The 16,090-nt window shown below is 66.0% G+C and carries 13 protein-coding genes and 2 tRNA genes; 6 read left to right on the top strand and 9 right to left on the bottom strand.

All coding sequences use genetic code 11. The annotated features are described in order from the left end of the window. Nucleotides 1–3: 3 nt before the first annotated feature. From galK to RSE14_RS12260, 3 genes are read right to left on the bottom strand one after another with little or no spacing between them, the layout of a single operon-like run. The gene (gene galK, locus RSE14_RS12270) at nucleotides 4–1,161 is read right to left on the bottom strand and encodes a galactokinase (protein WP_324074071.1); all 1,158 of its coding nucleotides are present in this window, start codon (nucleotides 1,159–1,161) and stop codon (nucleotides 4–6) included. Next, complete coding sequence (locus RSE14_RS12265; protein WP_324074069.1) at nucleotides 1,158–2,189, bottom strand: UDP-glucose--hexose-1-phosphate uridylyltransferase; 1,032 nt, start codon at nucleotides 2,187–2,189, stop codon at nucleotides 1,158–1,160. Before RSE14_RS12265 ends, galK begins: the two co-directional genes overlap by 4 nt. Next, nucleotides 2,179–3,651, bottom strand: coding sequence for a sodium:solute symporter family transporter (locus tag RSE14_RS12260; protein WP_324074067.1), 1,473 nt, complete (start codon nucleotides 3,649–3,651; stop codon nucleotides 2,179–2,181). The genes RSE14_RS12265 and RSE14_RS12260 overlap by 11 nt, the downstream gene beginning before the upstream one ends. A gap of 107 nt (nucleotides 3,652–3,758) precedes the next feature. Here RSE14_RS12260 and RSE14_RS12255 point away from each other — a divergent pair, with 107 nt between their 5' ends. Both RSE14_RS12255 and RSE14_RS12250 read left to right on the top strand, forming a co-directional pair. Further along, nucleotides 3,759–5,837 (top strand): alpha-galactosidase, encoded by a 2,079-nt coding sequence (locus tag RSE14_RS12255; RefSeq protein ID WP_324076917.1) that lies wholly within the window; start codon nucleotides 3,759–3,761, stop codon nucleotides 5,835–5,837. Further along, nucleotides 5,834–7,735, top strand: a complete 1,902-nt coding sequence (locus RSE14_RS12250) for a beta-galactosidase (protein WP_324074065.1) — start codon at nucleotides 5,834–5,836, stop codon at nucleotides 7,733–7,735. The genes RSE14_RS12255 and RSE14_RS12250 overlap by 4 nt, the downstream gene beginning before the upstream one ends. 29 nt (nucleotides 7,736–7,764) lie before the next feature. Here RSE14_RS12250 and RSE14_RS12245 read toward each other — a convergent pair whose 3' ends face one another. Both RSE14_RS12245 and RSE14_RS12240 read right to left on the bottom strand, forming a co-directional pair. Further along, entirely contained in the window at nucleotides 7,765–8,652 is an 888-nt protein-coding gene (locus tag RSE14_RS12245) for an NAD(P)H-binding protein (protein WP_324074063.1), read from the bottom strand. Between the two features lie 119 nt (nucleotides 8,653–8,771). After that, entirely contained in the window at nucleotides 8,772–9,293 is a 522-nt protein-coding gene (locus tag RSE14_RS12240) for a DUF2853 family protein (RefSeq protein WP_324074061.1), read from the bottom strand. Between the two features lie 559 nt (nucleotides 9,294–9,852). On the opposite strand from RSE14_RS12240, the gene RSE14_RS12235 reads away from it, so the two are divergent. Both RSE14_RS12235 and RSE14_RS12230 read left to right on the top strand, forming a co-directional pair. Next, nucleotides 9,853–10,008: a light-harvesting protein gene (locus RSE14_RS12235; protein ID WP_324074059.1), complete on the top strand. Its 156-nt coding sequence runs from the start codon at nucleotides 9,853–9,855 to the stop codon at nucleotides 10,006–10,008. A 13-nt stretch (nucleotides 10,009–10,021) separates the two neighbouring features. Then, nucleotides 10,022–10,285: a light-harvesting protein gene (locus RSE14_RS12230; protein WP_324074056.1), complete on the top strand. Its 264-nt coding sequence runs from the start codon at nucleotides 10,022–10,024 to the stop codon at nucleotides 10,283–10,285. 196 nt (nucleotides 10,286–10,481) lie between these two features. Here the strand turns inward: RSE14_RS12230 and RSE14_RS12225 are convergent, their stop codons facing one another. From RSE14_RS12225 to RSE14_RS12215, 3 genes are all read right to left on the bottom strand, one after another. Continuing rightward, complete coding sequence (locus tag RSE14_RS12225) at nucleotides 10,482–11,894, bottom strand: MFS transporter (protein WP_324074054.1); 1,413 nt, start codon at nucleotides 11,892–11,894, stop codon at nucleotides 10,482–10,484. 496 nt (nucleotides 11,895–12,390) lie between these two features. Then, nucleotides 12,391–12,466, bottom strand: a tRNA-Thr gene (locus RSE14_RS12220). Between the two features lie 54 nt (nucleotides 12,467–12,520). Next, nucleotides 12,521–12,594 (bottom strand) — tRNA-Cys (locus RSE14_RS12215). 137 nt (nucleotides 12,595–12,731) lie between these two features. Here RSE14_RS12215 and RSE14_RS12210 point away from each other — a divergent pair. Both RSE14_RS12210 and RSE14_RS12205 read left to right on the top strand, forming a co-directional pair. After that, nucleotides 12,732–13,511 (top strand): acyl-CoA thioesterase, encoded by a 780-nt coding sequence (locus RSE14_RS12210; RefSeq protein ID WP_324074052.1) that lies wholly within the window; start codon nucleotides 12,732–12,734, stop codon nucleotides 13,509–13,511. 53 nt (nucleotides 13,512–13,564) lie between these two features. Continuing rightward, a complete protein-coding gene (locus RSE14_RS12205; RefSeq protein WP_324074050.1) occupies nucleotides 13,565–15,190 on the top strand; it encodes a serine hydrolase domain-containing protein in 1,626 nt (541 codons plus the stop codon). A gap of 25 nt (nucleotides 15,191–15,215) precedes the next feature. Here RSE14_RS12205 and RSE14_RS12200 read toward each other — a convergent pair whose 3' ends face one another. Beyond that, entirely contained in the window at nucleotides 15,216–16,031 is an 816-nt protein-coding gene (locus RSE14_RS12200) for a crotonase/enoyl-CoA hydratase family protein (protein WP_324074048.1), read from the bottom strand. Nucleotides 16,032–16,090 lie beyond the last annotated feature (59 nt).

Genomic DNA, 16,090 nt, shown 5'->3' with positions numbered 1-16,090 from the left:
CCCTTATAGCGCGATCCGCGCTGCGCCCGGCCCCGGGGCAAAGCGCATGGTCGCTGCCGGCACGTCAGCGCGCGCATTATAGCCTGCCACGGCCTCGTCAATCACCGGCAGCGCTGCGGCATCGCTGACCGCGACAAGGCAGCCGCCAAAGCCTGCCCCCGTCAACCGCACCCCGCCACGCTCGCCCAGAGCCGCCTGCACCGCCCCCGCCAGCGCATCAAGCGCAGGGAGCGAGACAGCGAAATCCTGCGCCAGCGAGCGGTGCCCTTCGGCGAGCAGCCGCGCAATCGCCGCCGTATCGCCCGCGCCCAGCGCCGCGGCGACCGCCTCCACCCGCGCAATCTCGGCCACCACATGGCGGGCGCGCAGGAACAGCACCTCGTCGAGGCCTGCCCGCCCCGCCGCCAGCGCCCCGGGGGTCAGATCGCGCAAACTCGCGACGCCATAATGCCGCGCCGCCGCCTCGCATTCGGAACGGCGCTGGTTGAAGGCGCTCTCCGTCAGGCTGCGCCGCAACCCCGAATCGATCACGGTGATGGCAAGGCCCGCATGGAGCGGCACGGCGCGGGTCTCCAGCGTGCGGCAATCGAGCAGCAGCGCCGATCCCGTGGTGCTGGCCGCCGAGGCCATCTGGTCCATGATCCCGCAGGCGCATCCGGCAAAGTGGTTCTCGGCAGCCTGGGCAATCAGCGCCAGCGTGGCGGGGGGCAGATCATGCCCCGCATGGGCCGAGAGCGCCAGCGCGCTCGCCACGCCGAAGGATGCCGAGGAGGACAGCCCTGCGCCAATCGGCACATCGCCCGCCACCGCCATGCGCGCGGGCGCCAGCGGATGCCCGCCCTCGCGGATGAAATGCGCCACCCCGCGCACGTGATTGGCCCATTCGTGCTCGCAAGGCGCAATCGGGGCGGCGGGATCGAAGCTGTCGCGCGCGCCCATGTCGAGCGCAGCGGTCTCGATCAGACCCTCGGGGCTCTCGCCAATCGCCACGATGGTCTCGCGGTCGATGGCGCAGGGCAGCACCAGCCCGTCATTGTAATCGACATGCTCGCCGATCAGATTGACCCGTCCGGGCGCGGCGTAGAGCGCTTGCGGGGCCTCGCCATAGGCGGCGCGGTAGCCTGCGATCACGCGGGCAATCAGAGCCTCGCGGCGGTTCATGCGCGGCTCCGGTAATGCACGTCGCCGTCCACCGCGCGCAGCATTTCGGCGGCGCGTTCGGGCGTGAGATCGCGCTGCGGCTCGGCCAGCATCTCGTAACCGACCATGAACTTGCGCACGCTCGCCGAGCGCAGCAGCGGCGGGTAGAAATGGGCGTGAAGCTGCCAGTGCTCGCTCGGCCCCGCCACAAAGGGCGCCTGATGCCAGCCCATCGAATAGGGAAAGCTGGTCTCGAACAGATTGTCGTAGCGGGTGGTGAGCGCCTTGAGGATCGCCGCGAGGCTGGCGCGCTGGCCATCATCCAGTTCCGGCAGGCGCTGGACGGCAAAGCGCGGCAGCAGCAGCGTCTCGAACGGCCAGGCCGCCCAGAAGGGCACCAGTGCCAGCCAGTCGTCATTGGCCTCGACCACGCGCGCGCCGCCTGCCTCGCGCTCCGCCACATCAAGCAGCAGCGGGCGGCCATGTTCGGCAAGGTAAGCGCGCTGCTGCGCGTCCTCGGTGGCCAATTCCTGCGGGATGTGGCCCGTCGCCCAGATCTGCCCGTGGGGGTGCGGATTGGAGCAGCCCATTTGTCCGCCCTTGTTCTCGAACACCTGCACCGACGCGAAACGCGCGCCCAGAGCGGCGCTCTCGCTTGCCCAAGTGTCGATCACGGCGCGCAATTGCTCAGGGCTGAGTTCAGGGAGCGACTTGCCGTGATCGGGCGAAAAGCAGATCACCCGGCACGCGCCCGCCGAGGCCTCGGCGCGCAGCAGGGGATCATCGCTGCCCGCTGCCGCCGCGTCCTCGGCCAGCGCGGGAAAATCATTGTCGAATACGAAGACACCGTCGTAATCGGGGTTGGTCTCGCCCCCGACGCGGGTGTTGCCGGGACACAGGTAGCAGCCCGGATCATATGACGGCGGAGGCGGGTCTGGCGGGCTGACCTCGCCCTGCCACGGCCGCCCCATTCGCTGCGGCGAGACCTGCACCCAGCTTGCGGTCAGCGGATTGAAGCGGCGGTGGGGGCGGGTCAGATCAAGGCTCATCACGCCCCTCGGCCAGCTGCGCGAAGACCTTGCGCGGCGCGAACTGCGCCCGCCCGCCCAGCACGAAGCGGTTGACCGCCAGTGCCGCAATCACGCTCGTCACCAGCGTCACCACCATGAAGTCGATATAGTGCAGACCGATCAGCCCCGCCGGCTGCCACACGAAGGTGTAGAGCGCATAGAGCGCAAAGCCCCACAGCACGCCGACGATGGCCGCGCGGCTGGCAACGCCGGTGAACAAAAGCCCGACCACGAAAGCCGAAAGGATCGGCATCGAGGAGAGGCCGTTCAACTGCTGGAGCAGGTTGATGATGCTCTGCGCGCTCTGGAACACCGGCACCAGCGCGATCGATGCGATCGTGAGCAGCGCGGTAACGATGGAGGAGAGGCGCCGGTGATCGGCCACCTTGCCGACGAACTTCTCGTGGAAGTCGACCGCATAAAGCCCGACGGCGGCGTTCATCACGGCGGCGGTATGCGCGATCACCGCAGCGGCAATCGCGGCGGCGAACACGCCTGACAGCCACGGCGGCAACACCTCGCCCACCAGCCGGCCGTAAGCCGCATCATTGATGTCGCCGAACAGCTGATAGGCGACCACGCCCGGGATCACGACAATCGCGGGGATGATGAGGATGCGGATGGTGGCGGCGGCCAGCACGCCCTTCTGCGCCTCACGAACAGTGGGCGCGGCCATCGCCTTCTGGGTGATCGGCTGGTTGGTCGACCAGTAGTAGATCTGGATGAAGATCATGCCGGTGAACAGGGTGTGGAACGGGATCGGGCTGTCCGCCGCGCCCACCATGGTCAGCCGCTCGGCCGGGACGCCGCGCGCCATGTCCCAATCGACCGCATTCAATGCGAGGATCACGATCAGCACCGCAATGGCGAGCACGCCGACCCCCGAATAGGTCTCCATCACCGCCACCGCGCGCAATCCGCCCGCCATGGTATAGGCGGCCGCGATCACTCCGAGGAAAGCCGCGAGCACCAGCAGCGGCAGATCGATCCCCGCGGTCTTCAGAAACAGCGCGCCCGAATAGAGCCCGGCGGGGAGGTAAATCAGCACCATCCCGAACAGGAACAGCGCCGAGACCAGCGTGCGGATCCCGCCCCCGCCATAACGCAGCTCGAGCAGCTCGGTGACGGTCGTCACCCGCGCACGGTAATAGATCGGCACGAAGACGAAGGCGAGGATCAGCAGGCCGACAAAGCCGCTGATCTCCCACCAGGCGAGCAGCAGCATCTGGTTGCCGTTCATCCCCACCAGCTGATCGGTCGACAGGTTGGTGAGCGTGATCGCCCCCGCGACGAACAGCCACGACAGCTTGCCCCCTGCGAGATAGACGTCCTTCTTCGAGCCGTCATGCGTCTCGCGCCGGAGCGTTGCCCATGTCGCCAGCGCGATGGCCACGGTGATGCCAAGGCACACCGCGATCTGGATTAGACTGGCCTCGGTCATTCTCGCGCTTTCCCCTCTCGTTATGCGCGGTTACAGCGCATTGACGGATGCCGGGCAAGCCTCAGGGCGCCATTCATCACCGGCAGGGGAGAGCGCGGTTGGACTATGTGCGGCTGGATGGCGAGGCGCTGACGCTGGTCATCGCGCTGGAGAAGGGAGGCGCGGCGGACTGCGTCTACCTCGGAGCGCGCCTGCCCGATGGCGATGATCTCGCGATGCTGGCAAGCGCCACCGCGCGCGGTCGGCACGAAAGCCAGCCCGACATCCCGCCCCGCCCCGGCCTGCTGCCCGAAAGGAAGGGCGGATGGAGCGGGACTCCGGCGCTCGATTTGCGGCGCGATGGCCGCGCCCTCCCCACCGATTGCCGTGTCAGCGATTGGGATTGCGCCGGACAGACGCTCGGGGTCCGCTTGGCCGACCCGCTTTCCGGCGTGGAGGCAAGGCTCGTCTGGCAAATCGGCGCGGGCGATGTGCTCACCTCCCGCCTCACCCTCACCAACACCGGCCCTGCTCCGCTGGCGGTGGAGGCCCTCGCCGCGCTCGCCCTTCCGGTGCCGCGCCGCTTTGCCGAGCTGACCAGCTTTGCGGGCCGCTGGGCGGGCGAGATGCAGGAGCACCGGCGCCCCATCGCGCCGGACGGGCTGATGCGCCGCACCGCAATCGGCAAGCAGGGCTTTGGTGGGGGCAACTGGCTGCTGCTCCATTCTGGCGAGGAGGTGCTCGGCGCGCATCTCGCATGGAGCGGCGACCACTGGCTTGCGCTCGCGCCCGACAAGCAGGGTGCAGGCGACGGGCGGGCGCTGCTGCTGATGGGCGCTGAGTTGCAAGCGGGAGAGGCGGTGCTGGCCCCCGGCGAGAGCATCACCACGCCTGCCGCCCATCTCGCCCTTGGCGCAGACCGCTCCGCGCTCGCGCAGGCCTTCCACGCCTATGCCCGCGCCGAAGTGCTGCCTGCCCGCGCCGCATGGGCACCGCGCAAGGTTCACCTCAATTCGTGGGAGGCGCTCGCCTTCGACCTCTCCGAGGACAAGCTCGTCGCACTCGCAGAGAACGCCGCGAGCCTCGGCATCGAACGCTTCGTGCTCGACGATGGCTGGTTCGGCGGCAGGCGCAACGATCAGACCAGCCTCGGCGACTGGTTCGTCTCGCCCGATGTGTTCCCGAACGGCCTCGCCCCGCTGATCGCCCGCGTCCACGCGCTGGGCATGGATTTCGGCCTGTGGGTCGAGCCGGAGATGATCTCGCCCGACAGCGACCTCACCCGCGCCCATCCCGACTGGTGCCTGCACCACGAAGCCCGCGAGAGGCCCACGATGCGCGGGCAACTGGCGCTCGACATGGCGCGCCCCGAAGTGCGCGATTACCTGTTCACCCGCCTCGATGCGCTGCTCGGCGAACACCCCATCGCCTACCTCAAGTGGGACCATAACCGCGACCTCTTCCCCTCGGCCCCCGGGCAGGCCGAGGGCTTCTACGCCCTCGTTGATCGCCTTCGCGCTGCACATCCGCAGGTCGAGATCGAAAGCTGTTCGAGCGGCGGCGGGCGGATCGACTTCGGTGTTCTCGCCCGCACCCACCGCGTCTGGCCCAGCGACAATAACGACACCATCGAGCGCCTGCGCATCATCCCCGCGTGGTCGCAATTCCTGCCCTTGGAAGTGCTCGGCAGCCATGTCGGCCCCTCGCCCAATCCGATCACCGGACGGCGGCTGGCGATGGACTTCCGCGCCAAGGTCGCGGTGTTCGGCCACATGGGCGTGGAGGCCGATCCCGCCCGCATGAGCGACAAGGAGCGCGAGGCCCTCGCCGCGCATATCGCGCTCTACAAGGCATGGCGCTCCGTGCTGCACCAGGGCGCATTGCACCGCCTCGCCCATCCCGATCCGAATGTCACCGCGATGATGGTGGCACATGAGGGCAAGGCGCTGGCGCTCGCCGCGCAGGCCGGTTTCTCGCCAGTGTTCGATGCTGCGCCCGTCCGGCTCGCGGGTCTTGACGCGCAAGCGCGTTACCGCGTGACCCTGCCCGAACCATGGCCGCCGCGGGCAAGGCACTATCTGGCCAATGCCGACGGGTGGCGCGAAGGCCTCGTCCTCTCAGGCACCGCGCTGATGACGCAGGGCCTTGCGCTGCCCCTCACCCATCCCGAAACCGCGTGGATCATCGTGCTGGAGAAAATCGCGTGAAACTCGGCTGCTGCTACTATCCCGAACACTGGCCGGAGGACTTCTGGGCCGAGGATGCGCGGCGGATGGCCGCGATGGGGCTCAGCCTCGTGCGGATCGGCGAATTCGCGTGGAGCCGGATCGAGCCCGAACCCGGACACTATGACTGGGGCTGGATGGACCGCGCCATCGACACGCTCCACGCCGCCGGTCTGAAAGTGATCCTCGGCACGCCGACCGCCACCCCGCCCAAATGGCTGGTGGACACCATGCCCGATATGGTCGCCATCGACGAACAAGGGCGCCCCCGCGGCTTCGGCTCGCGCCGCCACTATTGCTTCAGCCACGAAGGCTACCGCGCGGAAAGCCGCCGGATCACCGCCGCGCTGGCCGAAAGATACGGCCAGCACCCCGCGCTCGCCATGTGGCAGACCGACAACGAGTACGGCTGCCATGACACGGTGCTGAGCTTATCCCACGCCGCCGCATCAGCCTTTCGCGGCTGGCTGGCAGCGCGCTACGAAACCCCGCAGGCGCTCAACGCCGCCTGGGGCAATGTCTTCTGGAGCATGGAATATCGCTCCTTCGCCGAGGTCGATCCGCCGCACCTCACTGTCACCGAAGCGAACCCCGCGCATTGGCTCGATTACCGCCGCTTTGCCTCCGACCAAGTGGCAAGCTTCAACCGCGAACAGGTGGATATCCTGCGCGCGCATTCGCCCGGCACGCCGATCACCCACAACTTCATGGGCTTCTTCACCGAGTTCGATCACCATGATGTCGGCCGCGATATCGATGTGGCGACGTGGGATTCCTATCCGCTCGGCTTCCTCGAACAATTCTGGTTCTCGGACGCGGAGAAGGCCGCCTATCTCCGCCAAGGCCATCCCGATATCGCCGCCTTCCACCATGATCTCTATCGCGGGTGCTCGAACGGGCGCTGGGGGGTGATGGAGCAGCAGCCCGGCCCGGTGAACTGGGCGCGCTTCAACCCCGCACCGCTGCCCGGAATGGTCGCCCTGTGGACGCTGGAGGCCTGCGCGCACGGGGCAGAGCTGACCAGCTATTTCCGCTGGCGGCAGGCACCTTTCGCACAGGAGCAGATGCACGCGGGGCTGCTGCGGCCCGACAGCTCCGAGGCCGAGGCGGCGGACGAAGTGCGCGCCGCAGCGGCGGTGCTGGAGGCGATCGGCCCGCAGCAGGCCCCGCGCGCGCCGGTCGCGCTGGTGTTCTCCTACGAGGCTGCATGGGTGATCGGCATCCAGCCGCAGGGGCAAAGCTTCCGCTATCTCGAACTGGTGTTCGAGGCCTATTCTGCCCTGCGCCAGCGCGGGCTTGATGTCGATATCGTCGCGCCTTCGGCGGACCTTGCAGGCTACAAGCTGGTGGTTGTGCCGAGTTTGCCGATCGTTCCCGATGGGTTTGCGGCGAAGCTGGCGGCGCTCACGTGCCCTGTGCTGATCGGGCCGCGCTCTGGCAGCAAGACCGAAAGCTTCGCGATCCCCGAAGGCCTCGCCCCCGGCGCGCTCAGCGAGGTGCTTGGCGTGACCGTAACCCGCGTCGAGAGCTTGCGCGGCGGGGTGGCCGAGGCGGCGGACGGCTTTGAAGTCACCCGCTGGCGCGAAGATGTGGCGGGCGAGGCGTCGGCGGAGCTCGCCGACAACGCGGGCCGGACAGTCGTTTCCTACAGAAACGGGGTCCGCTATTGCGCGATCTGGCCCGATCGCGCGCTGCTGCGGCTGCTGGTGGAGCGCATGGCGGGCGAAGCAGGATTGGAATTGCTGGATTTGCCCGAAGGGATTCGGGTGCGACGCACACAAACCCATGTTTTCACGTTCAATTACGGCGCAAACCCAACTTTCGTGCCGCATCTAGGGGCCAGTTTGCCCCCCGCTAGCCACCATTTGACCCCGACTTAGCACGCAGTTGGCACCCGGATGACCCCCGCTTAGACGCCGCCAGACCCCTCCATCAGGGCGCGATAATGGGCCTCCAGCGTGTCGGTCCCGAACTCGGGCGTGAGGTCCGGATTGTAGGATCGGGTTTCGGGATCGAGCACCAGCATCGATTCGGTCGCATAATAGTGGGCGATGCGGGCATATTCGGATTTCTCGGCGAACCAGCCGGAAAAGGGCGCGCCAATCCCCAGCACCCGCTGCGCAATGATGAATATCCGCGGGGAAATGGACTTGAGCCGCGGCTGCTTGCCCGCAAGGCGGAACAGCAATTCGCCCTGCTCCCTCAAGGATATCGCCGGCCCCGGCCCGCCAATCGGAAGGATGCGGCCGAGCGCATCCGGGTTGGCGATTGAGCCCGTGATGAAACGCGCCAGATCGGCGTCGGAAATCGGCTTGCAGCGGGTGAGATTGCCGTCCCCGAAAATGAGGAAAGGCTTGCCCGCCTGCACCCTTTTTACCTGCCCCGACAAGGACTTGAAGAAGGCGGTAGGGCGGATGATGGTATAGCCGATCCCGCTTGCGGCAAGGGCGGCTTCGAAGGCAAGCTTGGCATGCTGGAAGGCGAGGCTAGGCTTCTGCACGCAGATCGCGGAGAGCAGGATGAACTGCCCCGCCCCCGCCGCCTTGGCCGCATCGAGTAGCGCGAGATTGGCCGCGTAATCGACCGCCTGCGCATCCTTGGGCGAACCCGAACGCGAGGCGATGCAGGAGATCACGACGTCAGGCTTCGCCTCCACAATCAGCGCCGTCAGCGCAGGCCCGTCCGCCAGTGCAGCGCGGGGAACGGTGGTGACACGGTGCCCCTCGGCCTCCAACTGGCGCAGCACCGCCGAACCGATCGTCCCGCTCGCCCCGGCAAGCAGGACAGCGGTTGGCAAGGCGGCACGCGGCCCGTGCGTTGGCACTCTCTCCAGAGCCATGAGGTCAGGAGCGGTCGGTGCGGAGGTTCTGCCGTTTCGGCCGTTGTCTGTGCCGGCGACGATTTGCGATCGAAGCGTCAGCCACCAGCAGTACTGGCAATCGCTGCAACCAGCGCCAGCACCCCTCCGCTCAGACCAACCAAGGCCGCAAACCTGAGATCGGTGCTGGGGCCGCCGATGGCCGTGCCCGGAGGGGGGCCGTCAAACATGGTCGCCGCCCAGGGCGCCAGGGGCCGGGCCGCTTCGGCCGTTGGCGTCGCCGCTGCGCGGAACTGTCCCAGCCTGTCGAAATGGTCGGCAAGAAGGTAATATGCCGTCACCCGGTGACGCGAGGTGGTGTCGCTCATCCGCTGGCCAACTGCGGCAATGGCGGAGTCGAGCACGGCGTCAGGATCGGTCAGGCCGAGCGTCTTCTTGCAGAAACCTTCGCGCACGCGGCGCGTCTCGGCCGGATTGCCGAACGACACGAGCGACGCGTCGCGGGTTTTGAGCGCTACCATAGAATGGTGCACGATCCCGGCGATCGCGCCGTTATCGGCACCGGGAACATACCGCTTGACGTCATCCGCCCAGTCGACGGCAGGAGCTTCATTGGACATATGGACCTTCCTCGCTCCGTTCAGGAGCCTCTAGTTGCCGATCCCGGCGCTGTCCTAACAGAGGTTGGGTGCAAGCCCAAATCTTTCTCGCACCTCCACCTTGATTCTGTATCGCCAGAGACCGGGATGGGCCCCGTTGGAACTCTCGAAAGGTCGGCAAGGAAGCCGCTCGTGCCACAAACCAACGCGCTCCTGCGTCCTGTCGATCATGCGGCGCTGAGCGGTCACCTCGGCCTGGCACATGGCGTTCGAGGTTGAAGCTGCAGAACAGTGCCTCCTGCGTCACCGGATCGACCAGCGCCCCTCGGGAAGGCCTGATCACTGGCAACTTTTCTTGACATTGCAATATGTTCAACAAAGTTGACGTTTGCCCTGTAAAATGCAACATTCACTCTGCATCGGGCCGCTCACGCGACTCGATGCCTATGGCCGTATTCGCTATTTCTTGATGCGGTTCATGGAGAATTCCACATCCACGCTAGTTGCATCCCAAGGGAACAAGGCTGGGGTCATTACCAAGTTTCCGCGAATGCCGTAACCGATCAAGGAGGTTCGCCACATGACAGGTGATGACACAAAGGTTTACCCCACAGGGCTGACGGAAGCGCAGGCCCTGGAAATCAACGACGGGCTGAAATGGGGGACGCGGATTTACTTCGGCATCGCCCTCAGCGCGCACGTGCTGGCGTTCGTTTTGACGCCGTGGCTCAAGTAAGGGAGGACAGACGATGAAAGAAGGTCGGATTTTCCTTTATGTGAGCCCGAACGTGATCATTCCGATCATGTTTCTGGTTCTGGTGCTGACTGCGCTCGGCGTCCATTACTCCATTCTCACGAACACCACGTGGTTCGGCGATTTCTTCCAAGGAAGCGCCACCGAGGCTGTTGAGATGGCGACGGAAACCGAAGCTGCGGCGCCGGTCGCAGATGCGATGGCTCCTGCTGTGGAAGCTGCTGCTCCCGCCGCGACTGAGGCCGCACCGGCAGAATAAGGCGAAACAGGCCCTTCGTGGGCCTGACGCTTGCACAATCCATCCGGCCTGCAAGGGCCGTGGATCAGCCAACAGGGAAGACCCGGCCGCAAGTGCCGGGTCTTTCTTTATGTGCCGCAGACACGGGTTCAGACGGAAGCCGAAGCTGACCAGAAACGCGCAACCGGCGCGCCCGCAGGCGCATTGGCGGAATTGCTCAGACGCGCGGCAGCAGCCCGGCCTGTTCCTGCGGGCGGTGCAGCAGCGGCACCATGATGATCAGCGCCGCAGCCAGCAGGACCAGTTCCAGCACATAGACCAGAACATAGCCGGAGATCGCCGGGGGCCATCCTTCCATGATCACAAGGCCGCGGGCGAGGTCGCGCACCACCCCGCCAATCGCCGCGCCTGCTCCGGCCGCGGTTGCCTGAACCGCGCCCCATGCCCCCAGCGCCATGCCGACCTGCCCCTTTGGCGCATCGCGCATCGTGGCGGTCAGCGTGCCGTGGCCGAACAGGCCGGCGCCGCACCCGATCATCAGGACGCCGACCGAAAACAGCGAGACCGATTGGATCGGCGCTGCGACAATGATCATCGCAAAGCCGGGCAGGCCCAACAGTGCGCCCGCCCCCGCCAGCCTGACCGGATCGCTGCCGCGGCTGAGGATCTGCGATGCGATCGTGAAGCCCACCAGGCTGCCTCCCGCCAGAATCGCGGTCAGCCGCGTTGTCATGCCCACCCCGAGGCCGAGCGCCTGACCGCCATAGGGCTCGAGCAGCACATCCGACATGGTGAAGGCCAGCGTCCCGATTCCGATCACGATCAGGCGGCGCAGCGCCTGACGCTGGACGATGAAGCTGTCCCAACTTTGGCGGAACGTCCCGGCCATGGCCGCCGGATCGGTTGGCGGCGGGCTCGAATTGAGTGCCTCCTGCTTCCATGTGGCGACAATGTTCAGGAACACGGTGACCACGGCGCAACCCTGGATCACCTGGATCAGCCGCCCGGGGGTGAATTCGGTGAGTAAGGCGCCGAACGCCAGCGCGGAGACAATCGATCCCAGCAGCAGGCTGACATACATCAGACCGACAACATTGGCCTGCTGGTCCTCGCGCGCCAGATCGGTGGCAAGGGCAAGGCCGACCGTCTGCGTGATATGCACGCCCGCGCCGACCAGCAGGATTGCCACCGCCGCGCTGATATGGCCGATCCATGGAGTCCAGGCCGCCGATTGCAGCGCACCGCCGAGCACCAGCAGTGCAAAGGGCATCAGCGCCAAGCCGCCGAACTGGATCATGGTGCCGCGATAGATGAAGGGCACCCGGCGCCAGCCCAGCGCCGAACGATGCGTGTCGGAACGAAAGCCGATGAGCGCACGAAACGGGGCGACCAACAGCGGCAGGGCGAGCATTACGCCAACAATCGTCGAGGCCACGTCAAGCTCGACGATCATCACGCGGTTGAGCGTGCCGACCAGAAGGGTCAGCGATATTCCGACCGAAAACTGGATGAGCGAAAGCCTGAGCAGGCGAGACAGCGGCAGATCGTCACTGGCGGCATCGGCAAACGGCAGCAGCCGCTTGCCCCAGCCCATCCAGAGCGACATCAGCTTTTTGTCGAACTGATTCACTACCGGGCTTTCGACCTTGAAAAATTTGCACCTAGCGTCGCCCAACGGCATAAATGCCGCAACTCAGGTCCGCAATGGGCTCGTTTGCGAAAGGTCTGCTTTCGGCACAAGCTGAGGCGTTAGCTGCCCGGCTGGTTTCAGGATCGCGCGCGTTCGCGGCGGATAACCGCCAGTGGGTGGCAAGCAGACGGACTGCACCGAGAAAATGCCATCCGTCCATGTCCTCCAACTGGCTCAGCGCTGTTTGAATGAGCGGAATTGCACTGCCGGGAGGGCTGTCTAGAGTTTGTACCGATCCCTGAAATCTCACCAGGCGCATCGGCGCAGGACGATGAAGAGCCGGGTTGCGGGAGCAAGTTTTCATTGTGGGTGAAACGCTTGCAGGCCTTCCCGAAGCTTTCGGGCGTCTTCTGCTCGCCAAAGCCATAAACATCGAGGCCTTGCTCACGAATGCGGGCTGCCGATGATTTTCCTAGGTAAAGCACCTTAAGGAAGGTGGTGCCGCTTACGTGACTCGAACACGTGACCCCATCATTACGAATGATGTGCTCTACCGACTGAGCTAAAGCGGCATTCCGATCCCCGCGATACCAGCACGGCGGCTGCCATCGCGCAATCGCAAAAGGTGGAGGCCCGAGCCGGAATCGAACCGGCGTGCAAGGATTTGCAGTCCTCTGCGTAACCACTCCGCCATCGGGCCGAGCCTTCCGGGACAATGCCCCGGACGGAAGCGGCGCACTAGCGATTCGGTAGCGGCTTGGCAATCTGTGTTTCGGGAGGCGCCCTTCCGCAACGTCAGTCTGGACGACCTGCGCGCCGCACGGCAAAGCGGGGGGCATGACCATTGCGAGCCTGCTTGAACCCGTCACCGGCCAGTCCGGCCCTGTCCGTCTCACCCACGCGGCCGACTGGCTGCAGGGGCGCACGCTCTATGGCGGGGCCTCGGCGCTGATCGCCTATGTCATGGCGACCCGCGCCTTCCCCGGCCTACCGCCCTTGCGCGCGGGGCAAATCGCCTTTGTCGCCCCGGTGGGGGAGGACATATCGCTCTCGGCCGAAATGATCCGGCAGGGCCGCAACGTCACGCAGGTGCGCAGCGAGATCCGGGTGGACGACAAGCTCGCGCTGAGCGCATTCTGGCTGTTCGCCGAGGGGCGCGAGGCCAATGCCCTCCACCCTGCCGCCATGCCCGAAAACTGGCCCGGCCCGCCCGAGGACAGCCCCGGCGTGACCCACAGCTTCGCGCCGAGCTTCGTCGCCAAGAACTTCGAGCTGCGCCACGGGCAGAACAAGAGTGAGGATCGCGGCGCCACCATCCGCCGCTGGGCGCGGCTGACCGAGGCGCATGATCTCGATCCCGTGGCCAAGCTGGTGCTGATGGGCGACGTCATGCCGCCGGGCGCGATGCGGGCGATGCAGCGGCAGGGGCCGATCAGCTCGATCAACTGGTCGTTCAACGTGCTCGATCCGGACAGCCAGTCGCGCGACGGCTGGTATCTCGCTGAGAACGCCAGCCAGCATGCAGATAGCGGCTATTCCTCCGAGCGCCTCAGGATGTGGGACGCTGACGGCAGGCAGGTGCTCGACGGGATGCAGTCGGTCGCGGTGTTTGGCTAGGCTTTGCGGACGGACTGCGCGGTGCCACGCTGCATGAATTGGGACTTGAAGTCATGAAGCACGCCTTGCTTATCCTCGCCGCGTTGCTGGCTTGGCAACCGGCAATCGCCGAGACCCCGACAGGCTCTTCGCAGACCTGGTCCGCCGACGCCCTGTTTTCGGCCATCACGCCTCAGACACCAGGCTTGGTGATCGTCGTTGCCAAGGGCGACAGGATCATCTTTCAGCGGGCCGCCGGAGCCGCCGATCTGGAACAGGACAGGCCGCTTGATCCGGGCACGAAGTTTCATATCGCTTCGGTCTCCAAACAGTTCACGGCCGCCGCGATCCTGCTGCTCGCCAAGGACGGGAAGCTGCGGCTTGACGACAAGGTCAGGCTGCACCTTCCGGAGCTGCCGGAAGCCTATGGAGACATCACCCTCGCGCAGCTGCTCAACCATACCAGCGGTCTCAGGGACCAGTGGGATCTTGTCACCGCTTCGGGCGCTTCGATGTCCGATCTGCTCGAACAGCAGCGGCTATTTGCACTCGTAAAGGCGCAGTCGGGCCTCAACTTCACGCCGGGCAGCGCATTCCGTTACAGTAACGCAGGCTACCTTCTGGCCGCCATGACGGTCGAGCGGGTGAGCGGCCAGTCCTTCGCCCGCTTCGTCGAACAGCGGCTGTTCAAGCCGCTCGGTATGAACGACAGCCTGATCTATGTCGATGCGGGCGCGATCCTGCCCGGCCGGGCGCAATCTTACACGGCCACCGCGCCATTCCGGAACAGCCGCCTGAACTACAGCAATTATGGCGCGACCAGCATGTTCAGCACCGCCGGGGATCTGCTGATCTGGGCCCGCGAACTGCTGCACCCGAGCCTGCTCGATCCAGCGATGGTGGCCGCGATGGCGCAGCCGACCACATTGAGTGACGGGACGATCTCGAATTACGGGTTCGGGCTCTGGCGTCAGGATGTGCGCGGGCGGGATACGATCCTGCATCGCGGTTCCGATGCCGGCTTCCGCACGTTGCTGGCGGTCCACCCCGCAGACGATGCCCGCATCGTTATCCTGTCAAACGGCTCGGCCGATGTCAGCATGCTGCATGAAGCGCTCGTCGACGCATTCCTTTCGCGCGAGCCCGCGACGGCTGAAACCGCGCCGCCGCCCGAAGCCGCCTTGCGAGCGCTGGCAGGCTATTACGTTTCGGATTGGGGCCCCGGTTTCACCCTGGCCTTCAACGGCCTGACACTGGAGCGGCGAATTGCCGACAGCCCGGCAAAGCCTGCGCGCACCTTCGCCGATGGCAGCATCCGCTTCACTGATCCTGAAATGCGCCTGCAACCCGGCGCGGACGGGACGCTGCGGCTCGAGGCTGCTTACGGCCCGCCCGTTATCTTCCGGCGCACGGAGACCTCGGTCATTCCGGCCAATACCCTCGGCGAATTCGCCGGACGATATCGCAGCGAGGAACTGGACCAGACGTTCGCGATCTCGGCGGAGAGCGGGCAGCTGCAGATAAGCTCGACGCGCCAGCCAGCCCCCGTCGCAGTAACTGGCGCTGACAAGGACAGCTTCGATTTCGCGATTGGGCGAATTCGGTTCGAGCGCGGTCGGGACGGCCGGATCGAGGGCCTGACGATGCAGCTTGGGCGCTCGCGCGGCATCCGTCTGCGCAAGCTCGCGGACGGGAACTAGCTCGGCGCGAACTGTCTGCCCCCGCCTAGAGATCCTCGAAATTGGGCTTGCGGCGCTCCATCTCGGCCATCACCGCTTCCACCTGATTGCGGCTGCGCATGATCGCGTGCTGCTCGATGCTTTCCTCCAGCAGGATGGCATCGGTCTCGTGCTCGAACATCCCGGCCTGAAGGCGCTTGGCGGCGCGGATGGCGTGGGGGTTCTTGTTGGCGATGGTGCGGGCGATTTCGAGCGCCCGGTCACGCGGGTTCTCGTCGACATAGGTCGCAAGGCCGAGCGTCTGGGCTTCGGCGCCGGAGAATTCGCGGTTGGTGTAGATCAGCTCGCGCAGGACATCGTCACGCACTACGCCCCGCCACAGGGCATAGCCGCCCATGTCGGGGACGAGGCCCCACTTCATCTCCATGATCGCCATGCGGGTCTCGGGGTGGACGATGCGGATATCCGCGCCGCTCGCGATCTGAAGGCCCCCGCCGAAGCACACGCCGTGCACCGCCGCGATCACCGGAACCGGAAGCTTGCGCCACTGCATCGCCACCTGCTGCGGGCGGTTGGCATTGCCATAGGTGCGCTCGGTCAGCGGGGGTTCGTCCTCGGCCGGCTTGCGCGCAAAGTTCGACAGATCGAGCCCCGCGCAGAACGCCCGGCCCTCGCCCGAGAGCACCACGACGCGCAGGCCCTTCATCCGCTGGAGCGCGTGCCCGGCCTCGATGATGCTCTCGAACATTGCGTGGTCGAGCGCGTTCATCTTGTCCGCGCGGGTGAAGCGGACTTCGGCAACGCCGTCCTCGCCGAGCGTGATCGCGATCCGATCATTGGTGGTCATGGTGGTGGCGGACATGGGCCAGACGCTCCCTCGTAAAGCTGTGTCGTTGCGTGTCAGCCTTGCCGATTCCGGCA

It is taken from the genome of Erythrobacter sp. (assembly GCF_035194505.1).
Taxonomy (GTDB): domain Bacteria; phylum Pseudomonadota; class Alphaproteobacteria; order Sphingomonadales; family Sphingomonadaceae; genus Erythrobacter.
The sequence above is the reverse complement of the archived record's forward strand: the minus strand, read 5'-3'. Positions and strand labels throughout refer to the sequence as shown.

Excerpts from the sequence above, each read along its gene's own strand:
- galK (WP_324074071.1), bottom strand. The coding sequence starts at position 1,161 with ATGAACCGCCGCGAGGCTCTGATTGCCCGCGTGATCGCAGGCTACCGC.
- RSE14_RS12265 (WP_324074069.1), bottom strand. The coding sequence starts at position 2,189 with ATGAGCCTTGATCTGACCCGCCCCCACCGCCGCTTCAATCCGCTGACC.
- RSE14_RS12260 (WP_324074067.1), bottom strand. The coding sequence starts at position 3,651 with ATGACCGAGGCCAGTCTAATCCAGATCGCGGTGTGCCTTGGCATCACC.
- RSE14_RS12240 (WP_324074061.1), bottom strand. The coding sequence starts at position 9,293 with ATGTCCAATGAAGCTCCTGCCGTCGACTGGGCGGATGACGTCAAGCGG.
- RSE14_RS12235 (WP_324074059.1), top strand. The coding sequence starts at position 9,853 with ATGACAGGTGATGACACAAAGGTTTACCCCACAGGGCTGACGGAAGCG.
- RSE14_RS12230 (WP_324074056.1), top strand. The coding sequence starts at position 10,022 with ATGAAAGAAGGTCGGATTTTCCTTTATGTGAGCCCGAACGTGATCATT.
- RSE14_RS12210 (WP_324074052.1), top strand. The coding sequence starts at position 12,732 with ATGACCATTGCGAGCCTGCTTGAACCCGTCACCGGCCAGTCCGGCCCT.
- RSE14_RS12205 (WP_324074050.1), top strand. The coding sequence starts at position 13,565 with ATGAAGCACGCCTTGCTTATCCTCGCCGCGTTGCTGGCTTGGCAACCG.
- RSE14_RS12200 (WP_324074048.1), bottom strand. The coding sequence starts at position 16,031 with ATGTCCGCCACCACCATGACCACCAATGATCGGATCGCGATCACGCTC.